This window comes from Paenibacillus sp. IHB B 3084, from assembly GCF_001447315.1.
In the GTDB taxonomy this organism is placed as follows: Bacteria; Bacillota; Bacilli; order Paenibacillales; family Paenibacillaceae; genus Paenibacillus.
The window spans coordinates 4,627,702-4,646,764 of sequence record NZ_CP013203.1 but is presented as its reverse complement, the minus strand read 5'-3'; the positions used below and the strand labels follow the sequence as shown (position 1 = coordinate 4,646,764).

Sequence of the window (19,063 nt, the reverse complement as noted above, 5' to 3'; positions counted from 1 at the left end):
TTGCCATCTCTATTGCCTGTTCAGGCTTTTTTTAGTTATTATAGGGCTGTTTGCAGTCCATTCTCCAGCACACGGACCAATTGGCCTTCACTTTCATTAACGCCCGCCTTCGTCAGCTTCACGCGGCACACCTTGCCAACCAGATCCTCAGTACCTTCAAACACCAATTGAATGTAATTGTCACTGTAACCGTGAAGCATGCCGCTATCTTCGGTCCCTTTCGGCGCAACTTCCGGAATGACCTCCAGCACCTGACCGACAAACTTCTCTGCATAAGCCAACTGCATTTGCTCCGACAGATCAATCAGCTCATGCACACGTGCATTTTTCACGTCCTCGTCCACCTGATCCTCCATACGTGCCGCAGGTGTGCCACTGCGCTTGGAATAAGGAAACACATGCATTTCCGAGAAGCCGATTTTTTTCATCAGCTCATAGCCGTTGCGGTACATTTCGTCCGTCTCCCCAGGGAAGCCAACAATAACATCTGTCGTAATCGCCACATCCGGCATCGCCTTGCGAATCATGAGCATTTTATTGTAAAACTCTTCGGTTGTGTATTTACGGCGCATCCGTTTCAGTACGGTGTCATCTCCCGCCTGAAGTGGAATGTGGAAATGACGCACCAGCTTGGTGGAACGATTCAGCACATCGAGCATTTTTTCATCTATCTGGCTGGCTTCAATCGAGCTGATACGGATACGCTCCAGCCCTTCCACCTTCTCCAGATCCCACAGCAGATCGGACAGGTCATAATTGTCCATGTCGTCACCATAACCACCTGTATGAATGCCTGTGAGCACAATTTCTTTATAACCCGCATGCACCAATTGACGCGCCTGAGTCATAATACTCGCGGCATCGCGGCTGCGGGACAAACCACGCGACCACGGAATGATGCAGAAGGTGCAGAAATTGTTGCAGCCGTCCTGAATTTTCAAAAACGCACGTGTGTGGTTAGCAAAATCAGGTACGTCCATTTCCTCGAACACGCGCGTTTTCATAATATTGCGCACAGCATTCACTGGTTGGCGCGACTCCTGAATCTCCTGAACAAACGGAATAATTTTGTCCCGATCCTGTGTACCAATAACGAGATCGACACCAGGAATATCCATAATTTCGGCAGGAGAAGTCTGGGCGTAACAGCCCGTCACTGCCACAATGGCATCTGGGTTCCGACGAATCGCACGGCGAATGATCTGACGACTCTTTTTATCGCCGGTATTCGTAACGGTGCACGTATTAATAAGGTAGACGTCAGCTGTCTGCTCATCAAAATCTACCTGCTCATAGCCTTCATTTTTGAACAGTTGCCAAATCGCTTCTGTATCATAAAAGTTTACCTTACAACCCAATGTGTAAAATGCCACTGACGGCATATTAAACCCCTCCCATTTCCCCTGACTCATATAAAATGCAAGCCAATGCAGCCATACCTGCGGTTTCCGCACGCAAAATGCGTCTTCCCAGCCCCGTAGACTGCGCCCCGGCCTGCTCGGCCTCCAGACTCTCCGCTTCGCTGAAGCCGCCTTCCGGACCCACTACTAGCAGAACACGCGGCTTGTCCATCGACGTCCATTGTCCTGCCAAAGGCCGAATCACGTCTCGTAGCTGCCGCCCCTGCTCTTTTTCATAACAATAGCATATCAAATCATACTGTGAAAAAGAAGCCAGCAGCTCCTTCCACGTCATCGGCGCGCTAATTTCCGGAATCCGGTTACGGTGGCTTTGCTCAGCCGCTTCCTTCACAATCTTGCGCCAGCGCTCCAGTCGCTTGCCTTCCTTTTTGACATCATACTGCACGACCGTACGCTCGGACAAAAACGGTACAAACCCCGCTGCTCCGATTTCTGTACATTTTTGCATAACAGTCTCCATCTTGTCTCCCTTGGGGAGACTTTGGGCAATGGTGACCTGCACATGCGGTTCGGAGGTCATCTCCAGCGGCTCGACGATCGTCGCCGTCACACGATCTTGTTCTATCGTATCCAGCGCAGCCAGCGCTTCCCTTGATATCCCGTCACTGACTATAATTTTGTCACCACTACGACCGCGCATGACCTTGGCAATATGTCGCGCATCCTCACCCGCCACGATCACATGGTCTTCCAGAAACTGCTCTGCCGGAATAAAATAACGCTGCATTCTCTCTCACACCTATTCTAAAAATAACTGTTATCCACTGACGTTCTGTACAAAATCCGAATAAATCACCATGCAACATCATATCATCTTTTGCGCCTGTATGACCAGTCTGTTCCCTCTTCCATTCGCGTAATACCTATCTGTTCTCGTAAAAAAAGGAGCCCTTAGGCTCCAAATAATCCGGTGATGTAAAAAGAGAACTGCAAAAACTGGATATAGATCATCTGGGCCAGCATGTAAAGAGGTTCAATCGTTACAGCCCGAACCTGCGGAATGACCAGTATAAGCAGAAAAATAAAGATGGACCACTGTTCAAACTGCTGAAGCTTACGACGCACAGGAGTTGGAGCTACGTCTTCCACAATGCGGTATCCATCCAGCGGAGGCAATGGAATCAAGTTAAAGATAAACAAAAACAGATTCAAATTGATCAGTGCATTGATAAACAAATAGATCGCCTGAGCCACCCGCTGGTTCTCCATACCCGGCAGCACTTGAAAATGAAGGAGCATGGCATAGATCAATGTAGTAACAAATGCAAGCAGCAGATTACTCAGCGGACCGGCAGCCGAAACAATAATGCCCATGAGGCGCGGACGGCTAAAATTGTCACGGTTAACCGGAACAGGCTTGGCCCAGCCAAAGCCCCCGATCAGCAGCAACAGCGTACCCAGCAGATCAATATGCACGGCCGGATTTAAAGTCACGCGCCCAAGCAGCTTGGCTGTGGGGTCGCCAAATTTATTGGCATAATACGCATGTGCAAACTCATGCACTGTAAAAGATATGATCACAGCCAGCAAGTAAAATGGAAGAACATTTAAATTCACACGAAAAATACTTTGTAAAAAATCCATGGTTACCTCTTTCTCGCCACAAACGCCAGCCAATCCTCATCCCGGCACGTTTCGGCAATGTCGAAGCCAGCCGCCTTCAATGCGTTTTCGACAACCTCTTCTTTGTTCTTCCAAATCCCTGAAGCGATATAAATACCACCTGGCTCCAGAGCCTTGTACACATCATCAATAAACAGCAGAATAATTTCGGCCAAAATATTAGCGACCACCAGCTTGACTGGCAATTGGATACCCAGCGTCGGATCGCTCGCATTCAGTACAGACAGCAGATCGCTCTCTTTAATAGTAATGCGATCCTCCAGTCCGTTCAGATGGGTATTTTCCCGCGCACTGGATACCGCTACGGGATCAAGGTCCAGTGCCAGTACATGCTTCGCTCCCAGTTGCACGGCTCCAATCGCCAAAATGCCGGAGCCTGTGCCCACATCAATAACTTCTTCTCCACCCTTAATCACTGATTCCAGCGCTCTCAGGCAAAGTGATGTTGTGGGATGCGTTCCGGTGCCAAAGGCCATGCCGGGGTCCAGTTCAATAATTTTTTCATCTTCACTGGCAGGCTCATAGGCTTCCCAAGTAGGTTTGATCGTTAGACGATCCGACACACGCAAAGGCTTGAAATATTGCTTCCAGGCATTCGCCCAATCATCCTCGTTGACCGTTTTCAGCTCATACCGAACCTCGCCGGGATCAATATCGAATGTTCTCAACTCTTCGACGCGTGGCTCAATTTGCGCACGGATCCCGTCCATCTCCACTTCTTCAGCAAAATACCCCTTGATGGTCGCTTGTCCCTCGGGAATGTCATTCAAGGGCCGATCATACCACTGTCCGTAGGACGTATCGCGTGGTTTGTTCAGCGAACCGGATTCTTCAATGGAAACCCCTCCCGCACCTGCTTCGTGCAGAAAATTCGAAATCATTTCGACGGCTTCTTCGGTTGTATGTATTGTAATTTCATGCCACAACATGGTTTTCATTTCCTCCTCATTTCACATGCATACTCTATATTGTACTATATACAAGCATAGGAGTTCAAAAAAGCTAGTATCATCGGAGTGCAAAATGTTTTGTAGAACTTGTTCATGTTGTCCACTCTTTTAATCCAAGCACCCTTAACTCTAGTACATACAATATAGTATATTCAAAGAAGGAGTGACTTATAATGGCCAAAACCGTTTTGGATTATAATGCTACTGTCATCACACCTATTACCAATGGGATTAGTCTTCCGGTTCCTATTTCTCCAGCCGGACTAGGGATTGCCACTGCTTCCGTATTTATCGATCCGGCTATTCCTGGAGCTGTTAACAACCGGGTAGAATTAAAGGCATCCATAGGCTTGCGTTTTGTTGGTGCGGGCAACATTAGAGTACTTGTACGGATATGGAGAGCTGGGCAAGAAATATATTACGGACTGGAGTCCAATATCTTTGACAACAACATTATTCTTAATGTCGAAACGGTAGATGTTGCGCCTCTGGGCGTGCAAAACTATCAACTGATTATTGAAAATCAAACGCCTGCGACTACTGCTTTCGTCTCCGGTCCCCTTGTTTTTAGCGCAACAGCATATAGCGGATAATTAATAGAAAGAGGAAAGAACATAAATAAGACGGGCTATCCCACAAATCATCTTTAATGATAGGGGATAACCCGTCTTGTTGGATCTACTCGCTGTCGTTTATGATGCGCTGCTGACGACGATCAGCTACTTCACTGCGCCGGATCGCTTCCAAATCCTGAGCATCTGCCTGCTCTGCCGAGAACTCAACATCCTCATTTTTGGCAGATTGCGCACGCTTGATTTTCTCGGTTTTGGTCAACACTTTATCAAACCGTTTGTTTTTGGACATCGGTTACAGCTCCTTCCAAACTTTTTACAGCATTCCACCCGCCTGTTCCACGATGGACATCGCCTGGTGATGAATAGATTCATCCACCACAGCGGTCAACAAAATATCGCGGCCTGTCGGTCCACCCTGTCCTCCATCGCTCATTCCGCTGGCAGACGGATCGGCCGCAGCCAGTATCGCCGGGGTTGCATCCGTAAAGTCCACTCCCTGTGTTAGTGAGGACAAGCTGCTAATCTGTCCCGAAAATACAGGTAATCCAGCGTTGCCCGTGGACTGTCGCGGATATCGGCTAAATCGGTCTATCGACACATCCGCTGCCCGGAGAGCTTCCAGTTTTCTAGCCGCTCCTTGCGCTTCCTCGGGGCTTTTGAAATACGCCAAAATATTTTTTTCACCCATCCCCAAAAACTCCCTGTGTGGTATTTAGCGCAACTCCTGTTCAAGAACATAGACAGTTGCGCTTTGCTATATCCTGCTCATTGGCACGGATTTATATTCCCCACGAAAGCGGAACGGAACAGACAGCACCGAGTTTAGTAGGCTGAAACGGTTGGAAGTAGTTTGTGAAGACTATAACTTTTGCGGGTGCAGAACGGCGACAGGAGCTTTACCTGCCTTGGCTACCCCCGTCTCCCATGCAGCGCGAACGACAGCATCCCGGACCTTAGAGACTACCTGCGGATTAAACACATTGGGTATGATATAAGTTTCACTTAGCTCTTCAGGACTGATCGCATCGGCAATGGCAAGTCCGGCAGCCAGCTTCATTTCCTCATTAATCGTCGTAGCATGGCAATCCAGTGCGCCCCGGAAAATTCCCGGGAAGCACAGCACATTATTAATCTGATTAGGAAAATCAGAGCGGCCTGTAGCCAGAACGCGTACATAAGGCGCTGCTAAAGCTGGATCAATCTCCGGTTTCGGGTTCGCCATGGCGAAGACAATAGGATCAACGGCCATACTCTGAATATCCTCCACACTCAGTAAATCCGGGCCTGACACACCGATGAACACATCTGCTCCCACAATCACCTCGGATAAACTACCACTCAGATTATGAGGATTGGTCATGTTCGCGTACTCCGTCCAATGCGGGTTGCTGTATTCCACGCCACGATGAATGGCTCCCTGACGATCAACGCCAATCAGATTACGCACACCCGCCTTGAGTAGCATACGGGAGCAGGCCATACCGGCCGCTCCGATGCCTGCAAATACCACTTTGACATCCTCCATTTTTTTGCCGCATACCTTCAGTGCATTGACCAACCCCGCTAACACGACGACTGCCGTACCATGCTGATCATCATGAAATACCGGAATGTCCAGCTCCTCTTTCAGTCGTCTCTCGATCTCAAAGCAGCGTGGTGAAGAAATGTCCTCCAGATTAATACCGCCAAAAGTCGGAGCGATCATTTTGACAATTTGAACAATCTCATCAGGATCCTTCGTATTGAGACAGATTGGAAATGCGTCTACATCTGCAAATTGTTTGAACAGTACCGCCTTACCCTCCATCACAGGCATGGCGGCCTCCGGTCCTATATCTCCCAATCCTAGCACCGCTGTTCCGTCCGATACGACCGCCACTGTATTTTTTTTAATCGTTAATTGATACGCTTTGGCTGGATCATTCGCAATTTCCATACAGATTTCAGCTACACCGGGTGTATATATCTTGGATAGCTCCTCCATGCTTGCAATCAGCTGCTTCGGTTGGGTCTCCATTTTACCGCCCTCATGTAATTGTCTGATCTCTTCTGTTAAGCTACTCATGCTTCTCTCCATCCTTTCATGTCTGTATATTTTTTTCTGTACATTTGTTATAGATATCAGGCTTTTGTATAGACTCATCAGCTCCATAAATTAAGTAACAAGGTTGCTAAAATGACTGTGGCTGCCCCGCCAATGCGTGTTGCTATTTGCGCAAAAGGCATTAGCTCCATACGATTCGATGCAGACAGGATCGCTACATCCCCCGTACCGCCCAATCCGCCACGACAACTGGTCACCAACGCAGCTTCCACCGGGTACATGTGAATCCATTTTCCTGTGAAGTATCCAGCAACAATCAATGCAACCACAACGGATGCGCAGGTTATGGCATAAGGAATCGTAAGAATTCCAATCACACTATCCAAAGGCACATACAAAATACCCAATCCCACCATCAACGGCCATGTCAAGCTTGCCGCAATACATTTGTACAAATGAAAAGCTCCCTGCTCTATCTGGGCCGGCATCGCTTGAATACACTTCATTAAGGCCGCAGCCAGAATCATCAGAATCGGGCCAGGAATATGAAGATACGGCTCCAGCAGTTTACCTACAATAAAGAAAGTACAGGCTAGCAGCAGCCCCCCACCCATCAATGGAAACGAGACAGGTTGTTCCAGACTCACCGAAGATAACTTTTCCCCTTTTTTATCAAGTTTCAACAACTTCCCGTTACCCGAAGTATGAGGATTTTTCTCCGCCATTTTTTTCAAAATACCCGCGCCTATGATGGCAACAATATTTCCAATGATGGCAGCCGGGATAAACTGGGATACGAATACCGCTGAATCCTTGCCCAGCACCAATCCATATGAAATGGACAATGGTAGAATCCCTTCTCCAATTCCGCCAGAGATAATCGGAATAATGATGTAAAAAAACGTATGATAGGCGCTGTAGCCAAAAGCCATACCCACCACCATACCTACTGCTACCGCTGCAATAGAGCCTATTATAATGGGGGCAAAAATTTTGACAATTCCGTTCATCAGCATCTTCCGATCCATACCCAGAATACTTCCGGTGACCAGACAAGCGATATAAAAATAAAGAAAATTCGAGGTTTTCATCAGCGTGTGTACAGCACCCATCGCAGATGGAGGAAACATGTTCCAAAATACCATCAAGGATGGAACCATGAGTGACAGAATGGCCGGACCGCCAATATGCTTGAGCAGCGGAAGTTTCGCCCCCAGATCACTGAGCAATATGCCTAAAATCATAATGACAGCAAATCCGCCCAGCAGATCGTTCGGAAGTCTCTGTGTAATCGCAGCTGCGTATACAATCAACGCAATCACGACGTAAAGCGGAAGCGGAATAACCCCCACTTTTATCCTGCCCAGCATCCTGATACCGTCTGCAGGATTTTTACGCCATTTTTGCCACTTTTGAATGACCGGCTGGTTTGTAGCATTTTCCATAAAGCTCCCTCCTTGTAGTGAAGAATGATGACCATGCTTCCATTCTACACTTCGGAAAACGCTTTATTTGGTTTTTAAACTAATCATTCACTTTTGTAATTAAAGTAATCAAAAAGAGGGCTTAAATATAACCGCTCATAATTTCCTCCGCCTGCGGTAAAATTCGATACTGATAAACAGGTCGTCCAATGGTGCCGTATATGGTTTCCATGGCAAGTGCCTCAATTTCCGTCAAAAAAGCAAGATACTTGCGCATAGATACTCTGGATATCCCTGCACTCTCCGCAATATCCTCGGTGGAAAATAACATTGCTTCATGCTGCCGAATACAGTTCCATATCATGGCCAGCGTGGATTTGGTTACTCCTTTGGGTAGCCGGGCCAGCTCTTTGGTCGAGCTTTTATGATAAAGCAGCCGATCCAACTCCTCCTGCGAAAGCAAGCTGCGCTCACGCACGATACTGACATGCTCCCGATAACCCGTGAGCGCCTCCAGAAAACGGTTAAAGTGAAACGGCTTAATCAAATAATCCACCGCGCCGAAATTCATCGCTTTTTTGATACTGTTCATATCGCTTGCAGCCGAAATCACGATGACATCCACATTCACTCCTGTCTCACGAATAAAAGCCAGCAAATCAAGTCCATTGCTTTCCTGCATATACACATCCAGCAAAATCAGATCAATCGCTTGTTCTTCCAGAAATTCCTTGGCATCTTCCACGGAAGCAGCCCAGCCTCCACATCGAAAGCCCTCTACCTGCTCCGTATATTTGCGGTTAAACTCGGCAACCATCGGATCATCTTCTACAATTAAGACATTAATCATGTTCATCATTCCCCATTATGGTGTATGGAATCTTAATCTGAAAACAGCACCCTTGCTCAGCCGGAATCAGCTTTATGGTTCCTTTTAATCTTTTCACACTTTGCGTTACCAGATAAAGCCCCATTCCCCGCGACTCTCCCTTGGTCGAAAATCCCTTTTCAAATATCGCCTCTACGAGAGGTTCCGGTACACCAGGTCCGTTATCACTTATTACACATGCCAGACAGCCGTTCTTCTGATTTTCCTCATAATAAAGCGTCAAGGTAATCTGCTTGTGCTCCAAAGATTCCATTGCTTCCACGGCATTATCAAACAGATTCCCCAGTATGGTTATCAGTTCATGAATCGTTTGAGTTCGACCGGTTTCAGGCAAATAGCTGCCCGGAGTCAATTCGAAGCTCACACCAACCTCTCTGGCCCGGCTTAATTTCCCCAAAACAAAGCCCGCCATCACTGGGTCCCTAATCTGCCGGGTAATCGAGCCAATCTCCACTTGATGATGCTCAACGGCATCCAAGATGTAATGCTCCAGTTTATCGTACATTCGTAAATGTACCATCCCCATAATGACATGCAGCTTGTTCATAAATTCGTGAGCCTGTGCACGCAGCGCCTCCGTATACAGGGAGACTCCTGTCAAACGTTCGGCAAGCTGGTTTACCTCCGTTTTATCCCGAAAAGTTACAATTGCTCCCACAATTCCCCCTTTGACCCGTATCGGAACACTGGTGGTGAGCAAGGTTATTCCCCCCAGCTCCATGTCCTCATCCATTCTTGGAGTGCCTGCCGCCAAAACCTCTTGTAATCGAAAAGCGGACAAATAAGCGGTAATCTCCTGCCCTGAAGACGAGATATCCTCAATTCCCGCTTGCCTGAGCAGACGAATCGCTTCCGCATTCATTAACATAACACGTCCGGATTCATCCACCGCAATGACGCCTTCCTTAATGGACTGCAGCATAGCGTTGCGTTCCTCCAGCAAGCGTGCGATTTCCGGTGGCTCCAGGCCAAACAGCATATTTTTGATTTTACGGGCCAGCACAACAGCCCCTCCGGCACCAATTAACATTCCGACGCCAATGGCGATAGCAATAAGGCGGTAATTGCCTCCCTGAGCCCTCAGTACATCTTGCATGGATATACCGACGACAATCGCTCCCAGTTGCTTCCCCGTCGAGCTGAATACGGGAGAAAAAGCGCGCATGGACAGGCCCAATGTTCCCTTCGCAACAGATACACTCTCATGACCATGAAGTGCAGTGTATTCATCTCCACCAGCAAAGGCTTTGCCGATCATCCTGGGATCCGGGTGTGTTTTGCGAATGCCCTTCATGTCCATAACTACGATAAACTGAACATGATTAGCAGATGAAACCTTCTGCACATACTTCTGCATGGAGGAAGACGAATCAGACTGCTGCAAATGCTCAATAATAAGCGGCGTATGGGAAAGTGTACGTGCGATGGACATCGCTTTTTCCTCCAGTCCCATTTCGGTTTCATGCTCAACTCTCTCGGCAAATAACAAAGTTACAGGCAGGAGCACCAGTGCCATAACCAGACAAACCAGCAGCGTAATCAGCCCTCTCAGCTTGAATAGCGGTTTCCCTCGACGCTGCTTAGGCTGTGACTTTTTGATAGAACTCACCCTTTCATGCATCATGTTTAAAGCTAAATAGTCCATATGCTTATACAAAAATGGTTATGTATGTGTTTACGTGAATTTGCATAGTTATAATCTTATACAGCTTCCTTCCACTCTTTCGTATAATAAAAAAGGGAACTACTCCGCAATTGCGGAACAGTTCCCTCCGATTCATGGTTGATGCTCCGCGAGTCTACCCTGGCTTAGTCGCCTCGGAAGGCGCGCTTCACACGGTCAAAAAAGGATTGCTCATTCTCATGTGTCTGCTCACCGCTAAGCGAAGAGAACTGACGCAGCAATTCCTTCTGTTCCTCACTCAGCTTGCTAGGCGTTACCACAACCACCTTAATGTGCTGGTCACCCTGACCTACGCCACGAAGTTTTGGTACACCCTTGCCTTTAAGACGGAAGTATGTTCCTGTTTGTGTACCAGCTGGAACTTTCAGCTTCACTTTCTCGGTCAGCGTCGGAATTTCGACTTCATCTCCCAATGCCGCCTGCGAAAACGTCAGCGGAATTTCACAGTAAATATCGTCTCCCTCACGCTCAAAGAAGTCATGCGACTTCACACGGAAAACAACATACAGATCACCTGCCGGTCCACCGTTGACACCGCCTTCGCCTTCACCATTGATACGCATTTGCGCGCCGTCATCCACACCCGCCGGAATGCGGATATGAATTTTACGCTGCTTGCGCACACGACCAGAACCGCTACAAGTGGTGCATTTTTCTTTGATGATTTTACCGGAGCCGCCGCAGTTGGAGCAGGCCCGACGATTAACCATCCGGCCAAACGGTGTATTCTGCACCACTTCTTCTTGTCCGCTACCGTGGCAGACGGAACAGGTTTGTGGTTGAGTACCCTTTTTGGCTCCCGTACCATGACACGTATCACACGTTTCCGTGCGCTCAATGTTAATGTCGGTTTCCTTGCCGAATACGGCTTCCTTGAATTCGATCGTCATTGTATATTGAAGATCATTACCACGCTGCGGTGCATTCGGGTCACGTCGACCATTGCCGCCACCGCCAAAAAACATATCAAAAATATCGCCAAATCCGCCACCAAAGTCAGCTCCACCGCCGAAGCCGCCTCCCATGCCCTGATTCGGGTCTACATGACCGTATTGATCGTATCTTGCCCGCTTCTGACCATCACTGAGAACGTCATAGGCCTCTTTCACTTCTTTAAATTTGGTTTCCGCGTCCGCAGCCTTGTTCACGTCCGGATGATACTGACGCGCCAGCTTACGGTATGCCTTTTTAACATCTTCATCCGAAGCGCCCTTCGCGACGCCCAGCACCTCATAATAATCGCGCTTATCAGCCAATGTTCCACCCCCATGCCTACAACGTGTCTGCACTACATATAAAAGGAAAGCCAAAGGCACGGGATGACCCGGCTTTGACCTTCCCATCATTTCAAGGCAGTACAACCCGTAATATGCTTATTTATTCTGAAAATAACTGTTGCCCATAGGCTAATTGTTATTTATCAAGGCAGCTACGCTGCTTCTTTTCATTCAGTATATTATAACGCACCGGTGTACCGTAATGCTACTACCACTACCCGATCCGTAGCTTAGTCTTTCTTCTTGTCTTCGTCAACAACTTCATAGTCCGCGTCAACCACATTATCGCGGCCTTTGCTGTCTGCTGCGCCGTCTTGAGCTTGTTGAGCCTGTGCTTCTTGAGCAGCTTGCTCATACAGCTTCACGGACAACTGCTGAACGATCTCAGTCAGCTCTTCAGTAGCCTTTTTGATGTCTTCCAGGTTGTCAGTTTCCAGCGTTTTTTGCAGATTTTCTTTAGCTGCATTCGCTTTTTCGACTTCGCCTGCATCCGCTTTTTCGCCCAGATCCTTGATCGTTTTGTCTACGGAGTAAATCAGTTGGTCCGCAGAGTTTTTCGCTTCTACCAGATCTTTGCGTTTTTTATCTTCTTCCGCATGCAACTCAGCGTCTTTCATCATACGTTCTACTTCCTCGTCGCTCAAGCCGCTGGAGGATGTGATCGTAATTTTTTGGCTCTTGCCTGTACCTTTATCTGTAGCGGATACGTTCACGATACCGTTGGCATCCAGATCAAAGGTAACTTCGATTTGCGGTACACCACGTGGTGCTGGAGGAATATCTCCCAGTTGAAAACGGCCCAGCGTTTTGTTGCCTGCTGCCATTTCACGTTCACCTTGCAATACGTGGATTTCCACGCTAGGCTGGTTGTCGGCATACGTCGAGAACACCTGAGATTTGCTCGTAGGGATCGTCGTGTTACGCTCGATCATTTTAGTGAATACGCCACCTGCGGTTTCAATACCGAGGGACAGTGGAGTTACGTCGAGGAGAACGACGTCTTTCACATCACCTGTCAGTACGCCTGCTTGAACTGCGGCACCCAAAGCTACCACTTCATCAGGGTTTACACCTTTATGAGGCTCTTTGCCTGTCAGTTTCTTAATCGCTTCCTGTACAGCCGGAATACGCGTGGAACCGCCGACCAGAACGATTTTGTCGATGTCGCTGGCACTCATGCCTGCATCTTTCATCGCTTGACGAGTAGGTCCCAAAGTACGTTCTACCAGACCTTCAGACAATTCCTCAAATTTCGCACGAGTCAGGTTCAACTCCAAATGCTGTGGAACGCCGTCAGCTACCGTAATGAACGGCAGGGAAATCGTCGTTGTCAGTACGCCGGACAGCTCTTTTTTCGCTTTTTCCGCTGCATCTTTCAAACGTTGTACAGCTGCTTTATCTTTGCTCAGGTCGATGCCTTGATCCTTTTTGAACTCCGTTACAAGGTAATCAATAATCACTTGGTCGAAGTCATCGCCGCCCAGCTTGTTGTCGCCGCTTGTCGCTTTAACTTCGAAGAAACCGTCGCCCAGTTCCAGAATGGATACGTCGAATGTACCGCCACCCAGGTCATAAACAAGGATTGTTTGGTCTTCGGATTTTTCCATACCGTATGCCAGTGCAGCTGCTGTTGGCTCGTTGACGATACGCAGCACTTCCAGACCCGCGATTTTACCTGCATCCTTGGTTGCTTGACGTTGGCTGTCATTGAAGTAAGCTGGAACCGTGATAACGGCTTGAGTTACCGTTTGGCCCAGGTAAGCTTCAGCATCGGATTTCAGCTTTTGCAAAATCATAGCGGAAATTTCCTGTGCAGAATATTCCTTGCCGTCGATGCTTTCTTTATGATTTGTACCCATGTGACGCTTGATGGACATAATTGTACGATCCGGGTTCGTGATTGCTTGGCGTTTTGCTGTTTCACCTACAGTACGTTCTCCATCTTTTTTGAAACCAACAACCGAAGGGGTTGTGCGCGCGCCTTCCGGATTTGGAATTACAACGGCTTCGCCGCCCTCCATAACAGCCACACAAGAGTTGGTTGTACCTAAGTCAATACCGATTACTTTACTCATCAGACAATTCCTCCTTCTGTATATGCGAGGCCCTCAGGCCAAAATAGTTAAAGCAAACGATCTATTGCTAATGTATATTAAAAAGCTACATGCTCACTTTTACCATAGCCGGACGAAGCACCTTGTCCTTCAGCATGTATCCTTTTTGCACCTCTTCAACGACGATGCCTTCCTCATGCTCTTCGCTTTCCACCTGCATAATCGCCTGATGGAAATCAGGGTTAAACGGTTGGCCCACCGCATTCATGGCCGTCACTCCCTCAGCCTGAAGCACGCTCTCAAACTGACGGAAGATCATCTCCACACCTTTGGTGAATGACTCAGCCTCCGCTCCTTGCGGTGCTGTTGCCAGCGCACGCTCGAAGTTATCCAGAACAGGCACCAATTCGGTAACCAGTTTCATGGATGCATATTTGGCAAGGTCCTCTTTCTCTTTTAGCGTACGACGGCGAAAATTATCAAAATCTGCCTGTGCACGTAAAAACCGCTGTTGATTCTCTTCTGCCTCCACGCGAAGCTTAGCCAACTCTGTATCACCCTCCTGGGCTTCCAGTGCTGCCGCTTCGTTCACCGGCTCTTCCTGCTGGTTCGTCTCAGTGGCTTCCTCTGTGCTTACATTTTGTTGTTTTTCTTCTTGGAACGCTTGTTCTTCCTTCAAAATGTTTCACCTCCTTCAAGTCATAACTACCATTACATTCATATTTGTACATTCAAACTTGTTTGCTGCACTTCATTTCAAATTGCTGTTACTTTGCAAAAACACGCAGCAATGCACCCGCGCAGGATACATACCGTATCCCGGCGCGGACATGTAGTACCGCAACATGCGCAGTCTTATTCTATTTAAACCGCTGCGTAAGCATTGCGGTCAAATCCTTAGACAGGATACCCAAAATATTAATAACTCTCGCATATTCCATCCGTGTCGGACCCAGTATACCTATTGTGCCCAACGCTTCGCCATCTACCGCATACGTCGCGGTAATCAGACTGCAATTGGCAAATGCTTCATGATCATTTTCTGTGCCGATACGGACTTGAATTTCAGGTGCCCCGGCGACAGGCGTCATCAGCTTGAGCAGCGTCGGTGTTTCCTCCAGCAGATCGAGAATATGTTTGACCTTTTCAACGTCCTTAAATTCAGGCTGGTTTAGCATGTTCGTCGCACCGCTCAAATACAAGCGCTGATCCGATTCATTATCCAGTGCTTTATCCAGCACCTTCATAGCGTCCTCAAAATGAGACACATGCTTCTCCATCTCCTGACCAAGCGCAGTGTAAAGACGTGATTTAAGCTGATAAATCGGTACGCCGACCAGTTTACTGTTCAGCAAATTCACAACCTTCTCCATCTCGGAAATCGAAATTCCCGGCGGAATATCCACTGTCTTGTTTTCCACTTGACCGGTATTGGTCACGATAATCGCTACAGCCGTCGTTTCGTTGAGCGGCAATAGCTGAAAATGACGCAATGAAGTATGAAAAACCTCCGGCCCAAGCAGGATGGAAGTATAATTGGTCATATGGGACAAAATACCAGATGCATGCTGGATTACTTGTTCCATTGCATTCAGCTTTTCGGCGTAAAAGGCTTTTAGTTCCCGCGTTTCCATAGGCTTCAGCGTATCCAGTGGTACCAAATGATCCACATAATAGCGGTAGCCTTTATGAGACGGGATGCGTCCCGCAGAAGTATGGGGTTGCTCCAGATAGCCCTGTTCCTCCAAATCCGACATTTCGTTACGGATCGTGGCGGGGCTGAATCCGACATCCTGCCTTTTGGATATGCTGCGGGAACCCACTGGCTCAGCCGAACGAATGTAGTCATCAATAATCGCATTCAAAATGAGTCTCTGACGTTCGGTTAACAAGCGAATCCCCCCTTTTGTTTATCCATAATAGCATGATTGTTCAATGGGATCATTAGCACTCGTTCGCGATGAGTGCTAACCGATAATACAAAAATACCAAACCGACCGGATCATTGTCAAGTCAGATCAGTATTTTCAATTACATAAGCTGAATTTTAAAGTTTCTTATTGTGCCACTGCGCAGTCGGATGGTGCTTCCCATCGCCACCGCCCCCGGATTTCTTGAATAAAGCTTATAAGGGTAGAAATCCGGGGACAAAAGCGACCGCTTCGCTTGTACAGCACCATTCCGCCTACTCCGTTTTATGTTCATTTTTCGAATTCAACTTATAAAGCTTTAAAATATATCAATTCAAAAGTAATTATCAATATTACTTGCGTTGAAATAGCCCAATTTCAATTTACTAACTATTTGGTCTTCCGTTAAATTATTTACAATAATTTCTCTTTCGAGATTCTCCAGCCAAGCAATTTTCATGCGTTTCATAAAAATAGTCAACAAAAATTGAAGTAGTATTACAATAATGACCATAACTAAACCATCAAAAATTTGTTTCCACAATATATTATTAAAATTGTAATTTGTACAAATATAACTTGTTAGCAATAAAGTCATTATGAGTTTAAGCAAATCACTAAATAAAAGCCTGATAATAATTATCAAGAGCTTTTCATGAAGCTTATGGGCTTCAATTCTTTTTTCAGAATTCACATCGGTAGATGAATGCTCTTCAAATTCCCCTTTCCTATGCGGATCAATTATAAGCTTGCAAGTAGGTACTGTTTCAAATAAATACCGTATACAATATAGAATAAACAAAAAATTTTTCGAGTGAAATAGAAAATATGCATTTGATCTAAAAATGATATAAGCATAATTAGCTGATATCTCCACAAAATTTTTAATCCTTTTATATCAATTGAACTGGTTGGGGAACCATACTTCTTTATTTTTCCTTGCCTATAATAACTGTTAAAAAAGTCGAAAAGCGTAATTGCTGTATTACCGAATAGTACATACCCAATTAAAACAGTCTTCCAATTTTTTTGAATAGCTGCGATATCTGGATATATCCAATAAGCAAGGCCCATAACTGCCAAAAGCAAAGTCCAATTAGTAATACCACTTGAAATAATTTTTTGCCGCTCTCTTTCCTGTAGTCTGTTAACATAATCAAGCCAGTCTTTTTGTAATTTCATTCTTTCCATTGATGTTAGGCCCTTCACTTAAAATTAGCTACAAAAATAAACCTTACCTTTTTGACTTCAACGATTGCACCTGTACTGAGACGAATCGCTGAATCACTATCCGTGGCACAAAAACGAACTGACCTGATATGCTCAGGTCAGTTCAGCATTTTCAACACCGCAATTTCATCACAATTGTTTTGTTTACTACAGTTAATGCAATCAGTCCATACCTTTTCAGGGAAAATCTCTTTGTTTACCACATCAAACCCGTTTTTTATAAAAAAGGAGACCTCGTAAGTCAAAGCCATAATCTTAGGGATACGCTGCCGCCGTGCTTCTATAATAAGGCCCTCTACGAGCTTGGAGCCGATGCCCATACCTTTATGTCCTTCAGAAATACCAAGTGAGCGAATCTCTACCAAATCATCACCCAGTTTGCATAAAGAACCACAACCGACGACTTCGCCGTCCACTTCTGCCACAATAAACAGCTCCAGTTGGCGCATAAGCACTTCCCTTGAACGTGGCAGCATTATTCCTCGCTCTGCATAGCCGCTAATCATTTGATATAAAGGCTCCACATCCTCAGGAACCGCACTTCTACACAATACATCTTTACACACTGAAGCCATCTTGCTCTCCTCCTGCCGCTTGCCGCATATAATGAATAAATATACAACATTACGCATAGAATCGCAATACTCCATTTACCCTGCCGTGACAGAATTGTGTTATAAAATGAATGTCCCCGATTATGGTCTGCAAACGTATCGTTTTGAAGCTACGACTTATGAATTTACTGTAATGGAACCGATGAACTCCGCAAATACATCATTCCCGAACAAAATACCACGTTCGCTCAAACGATAACCGTCCTCGACCGGCTCGATCAATCCAGCATTCAGCATTTTTCCGAGAGGGGCCGTAAATGTATCCTCCAGTGACTGACCGAATTGAGACTCAAAGCGGGACTTCGAGACACCTTCCAGCATTCTCAAACCGACCATGAGAAAATCCTCCATCGCTTCGGCCGCCGGCACCTCAAAGCTATCCAAACGCGGCAGTCCGTTACGGGTAGCCTCCACATAAGGATTAATGCCCTTAATGTTCATATGACGCTCTCTGCCAACATATCCGTGCGCCCCTGCGCCGAGACCATAATAGTCCTCATTACGCCAGTAGGTCATATTGTGCTTGCTCCCCAAACCTGGTTTCGCGAAATTGCTGATCTCGTACTGCTCATAGCCCGCCTCTTTCATGCGACGCATCAGGAGCAAATACATTTCCAGTTCGTCGTCCTCATGTGGAAGCGGAAGCTGATTTTTCTGGTACAGCGTGTGGAATAGCGTATTTTCTTCGACCTTCAAGCTGTAGATGGAGTAATGAGGAAGTCCCAACTCCAGCGCCCGGCTGACACTTTCATGCAGCATTTCTACGGTCTGATTCGGTAAACCAAACATCAGGTCAATCGACAGATTGTCCAATCCGACCTTGCGTGCATTTTCCAAACTACGATAAACGTCATCTGTATTATGAATTCGACCAATACCCGTAAGCAATTCGTTTTGAAAAGCCTGTACGCCAAAGCTCAGCCGATTTACACCGCCTTCTTTCATCACGGTGAGTTTCTCAAAATCAGTTGTGCCCGGATTGGCTTCCATGGAAAACTCAATATCTTCCGACCAGTTTGGGAAGTAGGTACGAACGCTTTTCAGGAAATATTCCATTTCCTTCGGATTCAGCGTTGTTGGTGTACCGCCCCCAACAAAAATAGTTTTAATCTCACCCGGCGGGTGAAGGCGAACCGTATGCTCCATTTCCCGTTCCAGTGCATACAGGTATTCCATAACAGGCTGATCCTTGAGCACGTAAGAGTTAAAGTCACAGTAAAAGCATTTGTTCGTGCAAAAAGGTATATGCAGATAAACCGCTTGAGGCGCGGATGAATATTCATGTTTGTGTATGGATGCGGTCATACCGATCCTCCTTGTCAGTGTTGAGGTGAGGTGAAAAAAGGGCGGTTGAGGTGGAAGGTTACT

General features: G+C 46.8%; 18 protein-coding genes. 1 reads left to right on the top strand and 17 read right to left on the bottom strand.

The features are described 5' to 3' along the window. Positions 1 to 38: 38 nt before the first annotated feature. From mtaB to prmA, 4 genes are all read right to left on the bottom strand, one after another. The gene (gene mtaB / locus ASL14_RS21795; RefSeq protein WP_134913428.1) at positions 39 to 1,382 is read right to left on the bottom strand and encodes a tRNA (N(6)-L-threonylcarbamoyladenosine(37)-C(2))-methylthiotransferase MtaB; all 1,344 of its coding nucleotides are present in this window, start codon (positions 1,380 to 1,382) and stop codon (positions 39 to 41) included. A gap of 1 nt (position 1,383) precedes the next feature. Beyond that, complete coding sequence (locus ASL14_RS21790) at positions 1,384 to 2,148, bottom strand: 16S rRNA (uracil(1498)-N(3))-methyltransferase (protein ID WP_134913427.1); 765 nt, start codon at positions 2,146 to 2,148, stop codon at positions 1,384 to 1,386. Positions 2,149 to 2,312: 164 nt separating this feature from the next. Beyond that, a complete protein-coding gene (locus ASL14_RS21785; protein WP_134913426.1) occupies positions 2,313 to 3,005 on the bottom strand; it encodes a site-2 protease family protein in 693 nt (230 codons plus the stop codon). Positions 3,006 to 3,007: 2 nt separating this feature from the next. After that, positions 3,008 to 3,973 carry a 50S ribosomal protein L11 methyltransferase gene (gene prmA / locus ASL14_RS21780; protein ID WP_134913425.1) on the bottom strand — a complete coding sequence of 322 codons (966 nt, stop codon included), beginning with the start codon at positions 3,971 to 3,973 and terminating at the stop codon, positions 3,008 to 3,010. Between the two features lie 194 nt (positions 3,974 to 4,167). On the opposite strand from prmA, the gene ASL14_RS21775 reads away from it, so the two are divergent. Further along, entirely contained in the window at positions 4,168 to 4,587 is a 420-nt protein-coding gene (locus ASL14_RS21775) for a hypothetical protein (RefSeq protein WP_134913424.1), read from the top strand. An 85-nt stretch (positions 4,588 to 4,672) separates the two neighbouring features. Here ASL14_RS21775 and ASL14_RS21770 read toward each other — a convergent pair whose 3' ends face one another. The 13 genes from ASL14_RS21770 to hemW all read right to left on the bottom strand — a co-directional run bounded on the left by ASL14_RS21770 (position 4,673) and on the right by hemW (position 19,000). After that, complete coding sequence (locus ASL14_RS21770) at positions 4,673 to 4,858, bottom strand: YfhD family protein (RefSeq protein WP_134913423.1); 186 nt, start codon at positions 4,856 to 4,858, stop codon at positions 4,673 to 4,675. Positions 4,859 to 4,882: 24 nt separating this feature from the next. Continuing rightward, the gene (locus ASL14_RS21765) at positions 4,883 to 5,257 is read right to left on the bottom strand and encodes a hypothetical protein (protein WP_069012560.1); all 375 of its coding nucleotides are present in this window, start codon (positions 5,255 to 5,257) and stop codon (positions 4,883 to 4,885) included. A 171-nt stretch (positions 5,258 to 5,428) separates the two neighbouring features. Next, positions 5,429 to 6,634: an NAD(P)-dependent malic enzyme gene (locus ASL14_RS21760; protein WP_134913422.1), complete on the bottom strand. Its 1,206-nt coding sequence runs from the start codon at positions 6,632 to 6,634 to the stop codon at positions 5,429 to 5,431. Positions 6,635 to 6,711: 77 nt separating this feature from the next. Beyond that, positions 6,712 to 8,058 (bottom strand): 2-hydroxycarboxylate transporter family protein, encoded by a 1,347-nt coding sequence (locus tag ASL14_RS21755; RefSeq protein ID WP_134913421.1) that lies wholly within the window; start codon positions 8,056 to 8,058, stop codon positions 6,712 to 6,714. Positions 8,059 to 8,179: 121 nt separating this feature from the next. Next, positions 8,180 to 8,887 carry a two-component system response regulator DcuR gene (dcuR, locus tag ASL14_RS21750; RefSeq protein ID WP_134913420.1) on the bottom strand — a complete coding sequence of 236 codons (708 nt, stop codon included), beginning with the start codon at positions 8,885 to 8,887 and terminating at the stop codon, positions 8,180 to 8,182. Then, on the bottom strand, positions 8,880 to 10,535 hold the full coding sequence (gene dcuS / locus ASL14_RS21745) for a DcuS/MalK family sensor histidine kinase (RefSeq protein ID WP_144435700.1): 1,656 nt from the start codon (positions 10,533 to 10,535) through the stop codon (positions 8,880 to 8,882). The genes dcuR and dcuS overlap by 8 nt, the downstream gene beginning before the upstream one ends. A 200-nt stretch (positions 10,536 to 10,735) precedes the next feature. Continuing rightward, complete coding sequence (dnaJ, locus tag ASL14_RS21740; protein WP_014282519.1) at positions 10,736 to 11,866, bottom strand: molecular chaperone DnaJ; 1,131 nt, start codon at positions 11,864 to 11,866, stop codon at positions 10,736 to 10,738. 251 nt (positions 11,867 to 12,117) lie between these two features. Continuing rightward, complete coding sequence (gene dnaK, locus ASL14_RS21735; RefSeq protein WP_134913419.1) at positions 12,118 to 13,962, bottom strand: molecular chaperone DnaK; 1,845 nt, start codon at positions 13,960 to 13,962, stop codon at positions 12,118 to 12,120. An 85-nt stretch (positions 13,963 to 14,047) separates the two neighbouring features. Next, positions 14,048 to 14,620, bottom strand: a complete 573-nt coding sequence (gene grpE, locus ASL14_RS21730) for a nucleotide exchange factor GrpE (protein WP_044645110.1) — start codon at positions 14,618 to 14,620, stop codon at positions 14,048 to 14,050. Positions 14,621 to 14,801: 181 nt separating this feature from the next. After that, positions 14,802 to 15,833: a heat-inducible transcriptional repressor HrcA gene (gene hrcA, locus ASL14_RS21725; RefSeq protein WP_044645111.1), complete on the bottom strand. Its 1,032-nt coding sequence runs from the start codon at positions 15,831 to 15,833 to the stop codon at positions 14,802 to 14,804. A 759-nt stretch (positions 15,834 to 16,592) separates the two neighbouring features. Then, positions 16,593 to 17,042 (bottom strand): hypothetical protein, encoded by a 450-nt coding sequence (locus ASL14_RS21720; RefSeq protein ID WP_134913418.1) that lies wholly within the window; start codon positions 17,040 to 17,042, stop codon positions 16,593 to 16,595. Between the two features lie 137 nt (positions 17,043 to 17,179). Then, the gene (locus ASL14_RS21715) at positions 17,180 to 17,656 is read right to left on the bottom strand and encodes an N-acetyltransferase (protein ID WP_014282525.1); all 477 of its coding nucleotides are present in this window, start codon (positions 17,654 to 17,656) and stop codon (positions 17,180 to 17,182) included. Between the two features lie 156 nt (positions 17,657 to 17,812). Then, on the bottom strand, positions 17,813 to 19,000 hold the full coding sequence (hemW, locus tag ASL14_RS21710; protein ID WP_134913417.1) for a radical SAM family heme chaperone HemW: 1,188 nt from the start codon (positions 18,998 to 19,000) through the stop codon (positions 17,813 to 17,815). Positions 19,001 to 19,063: the final 63 nt, after the last annotated feature.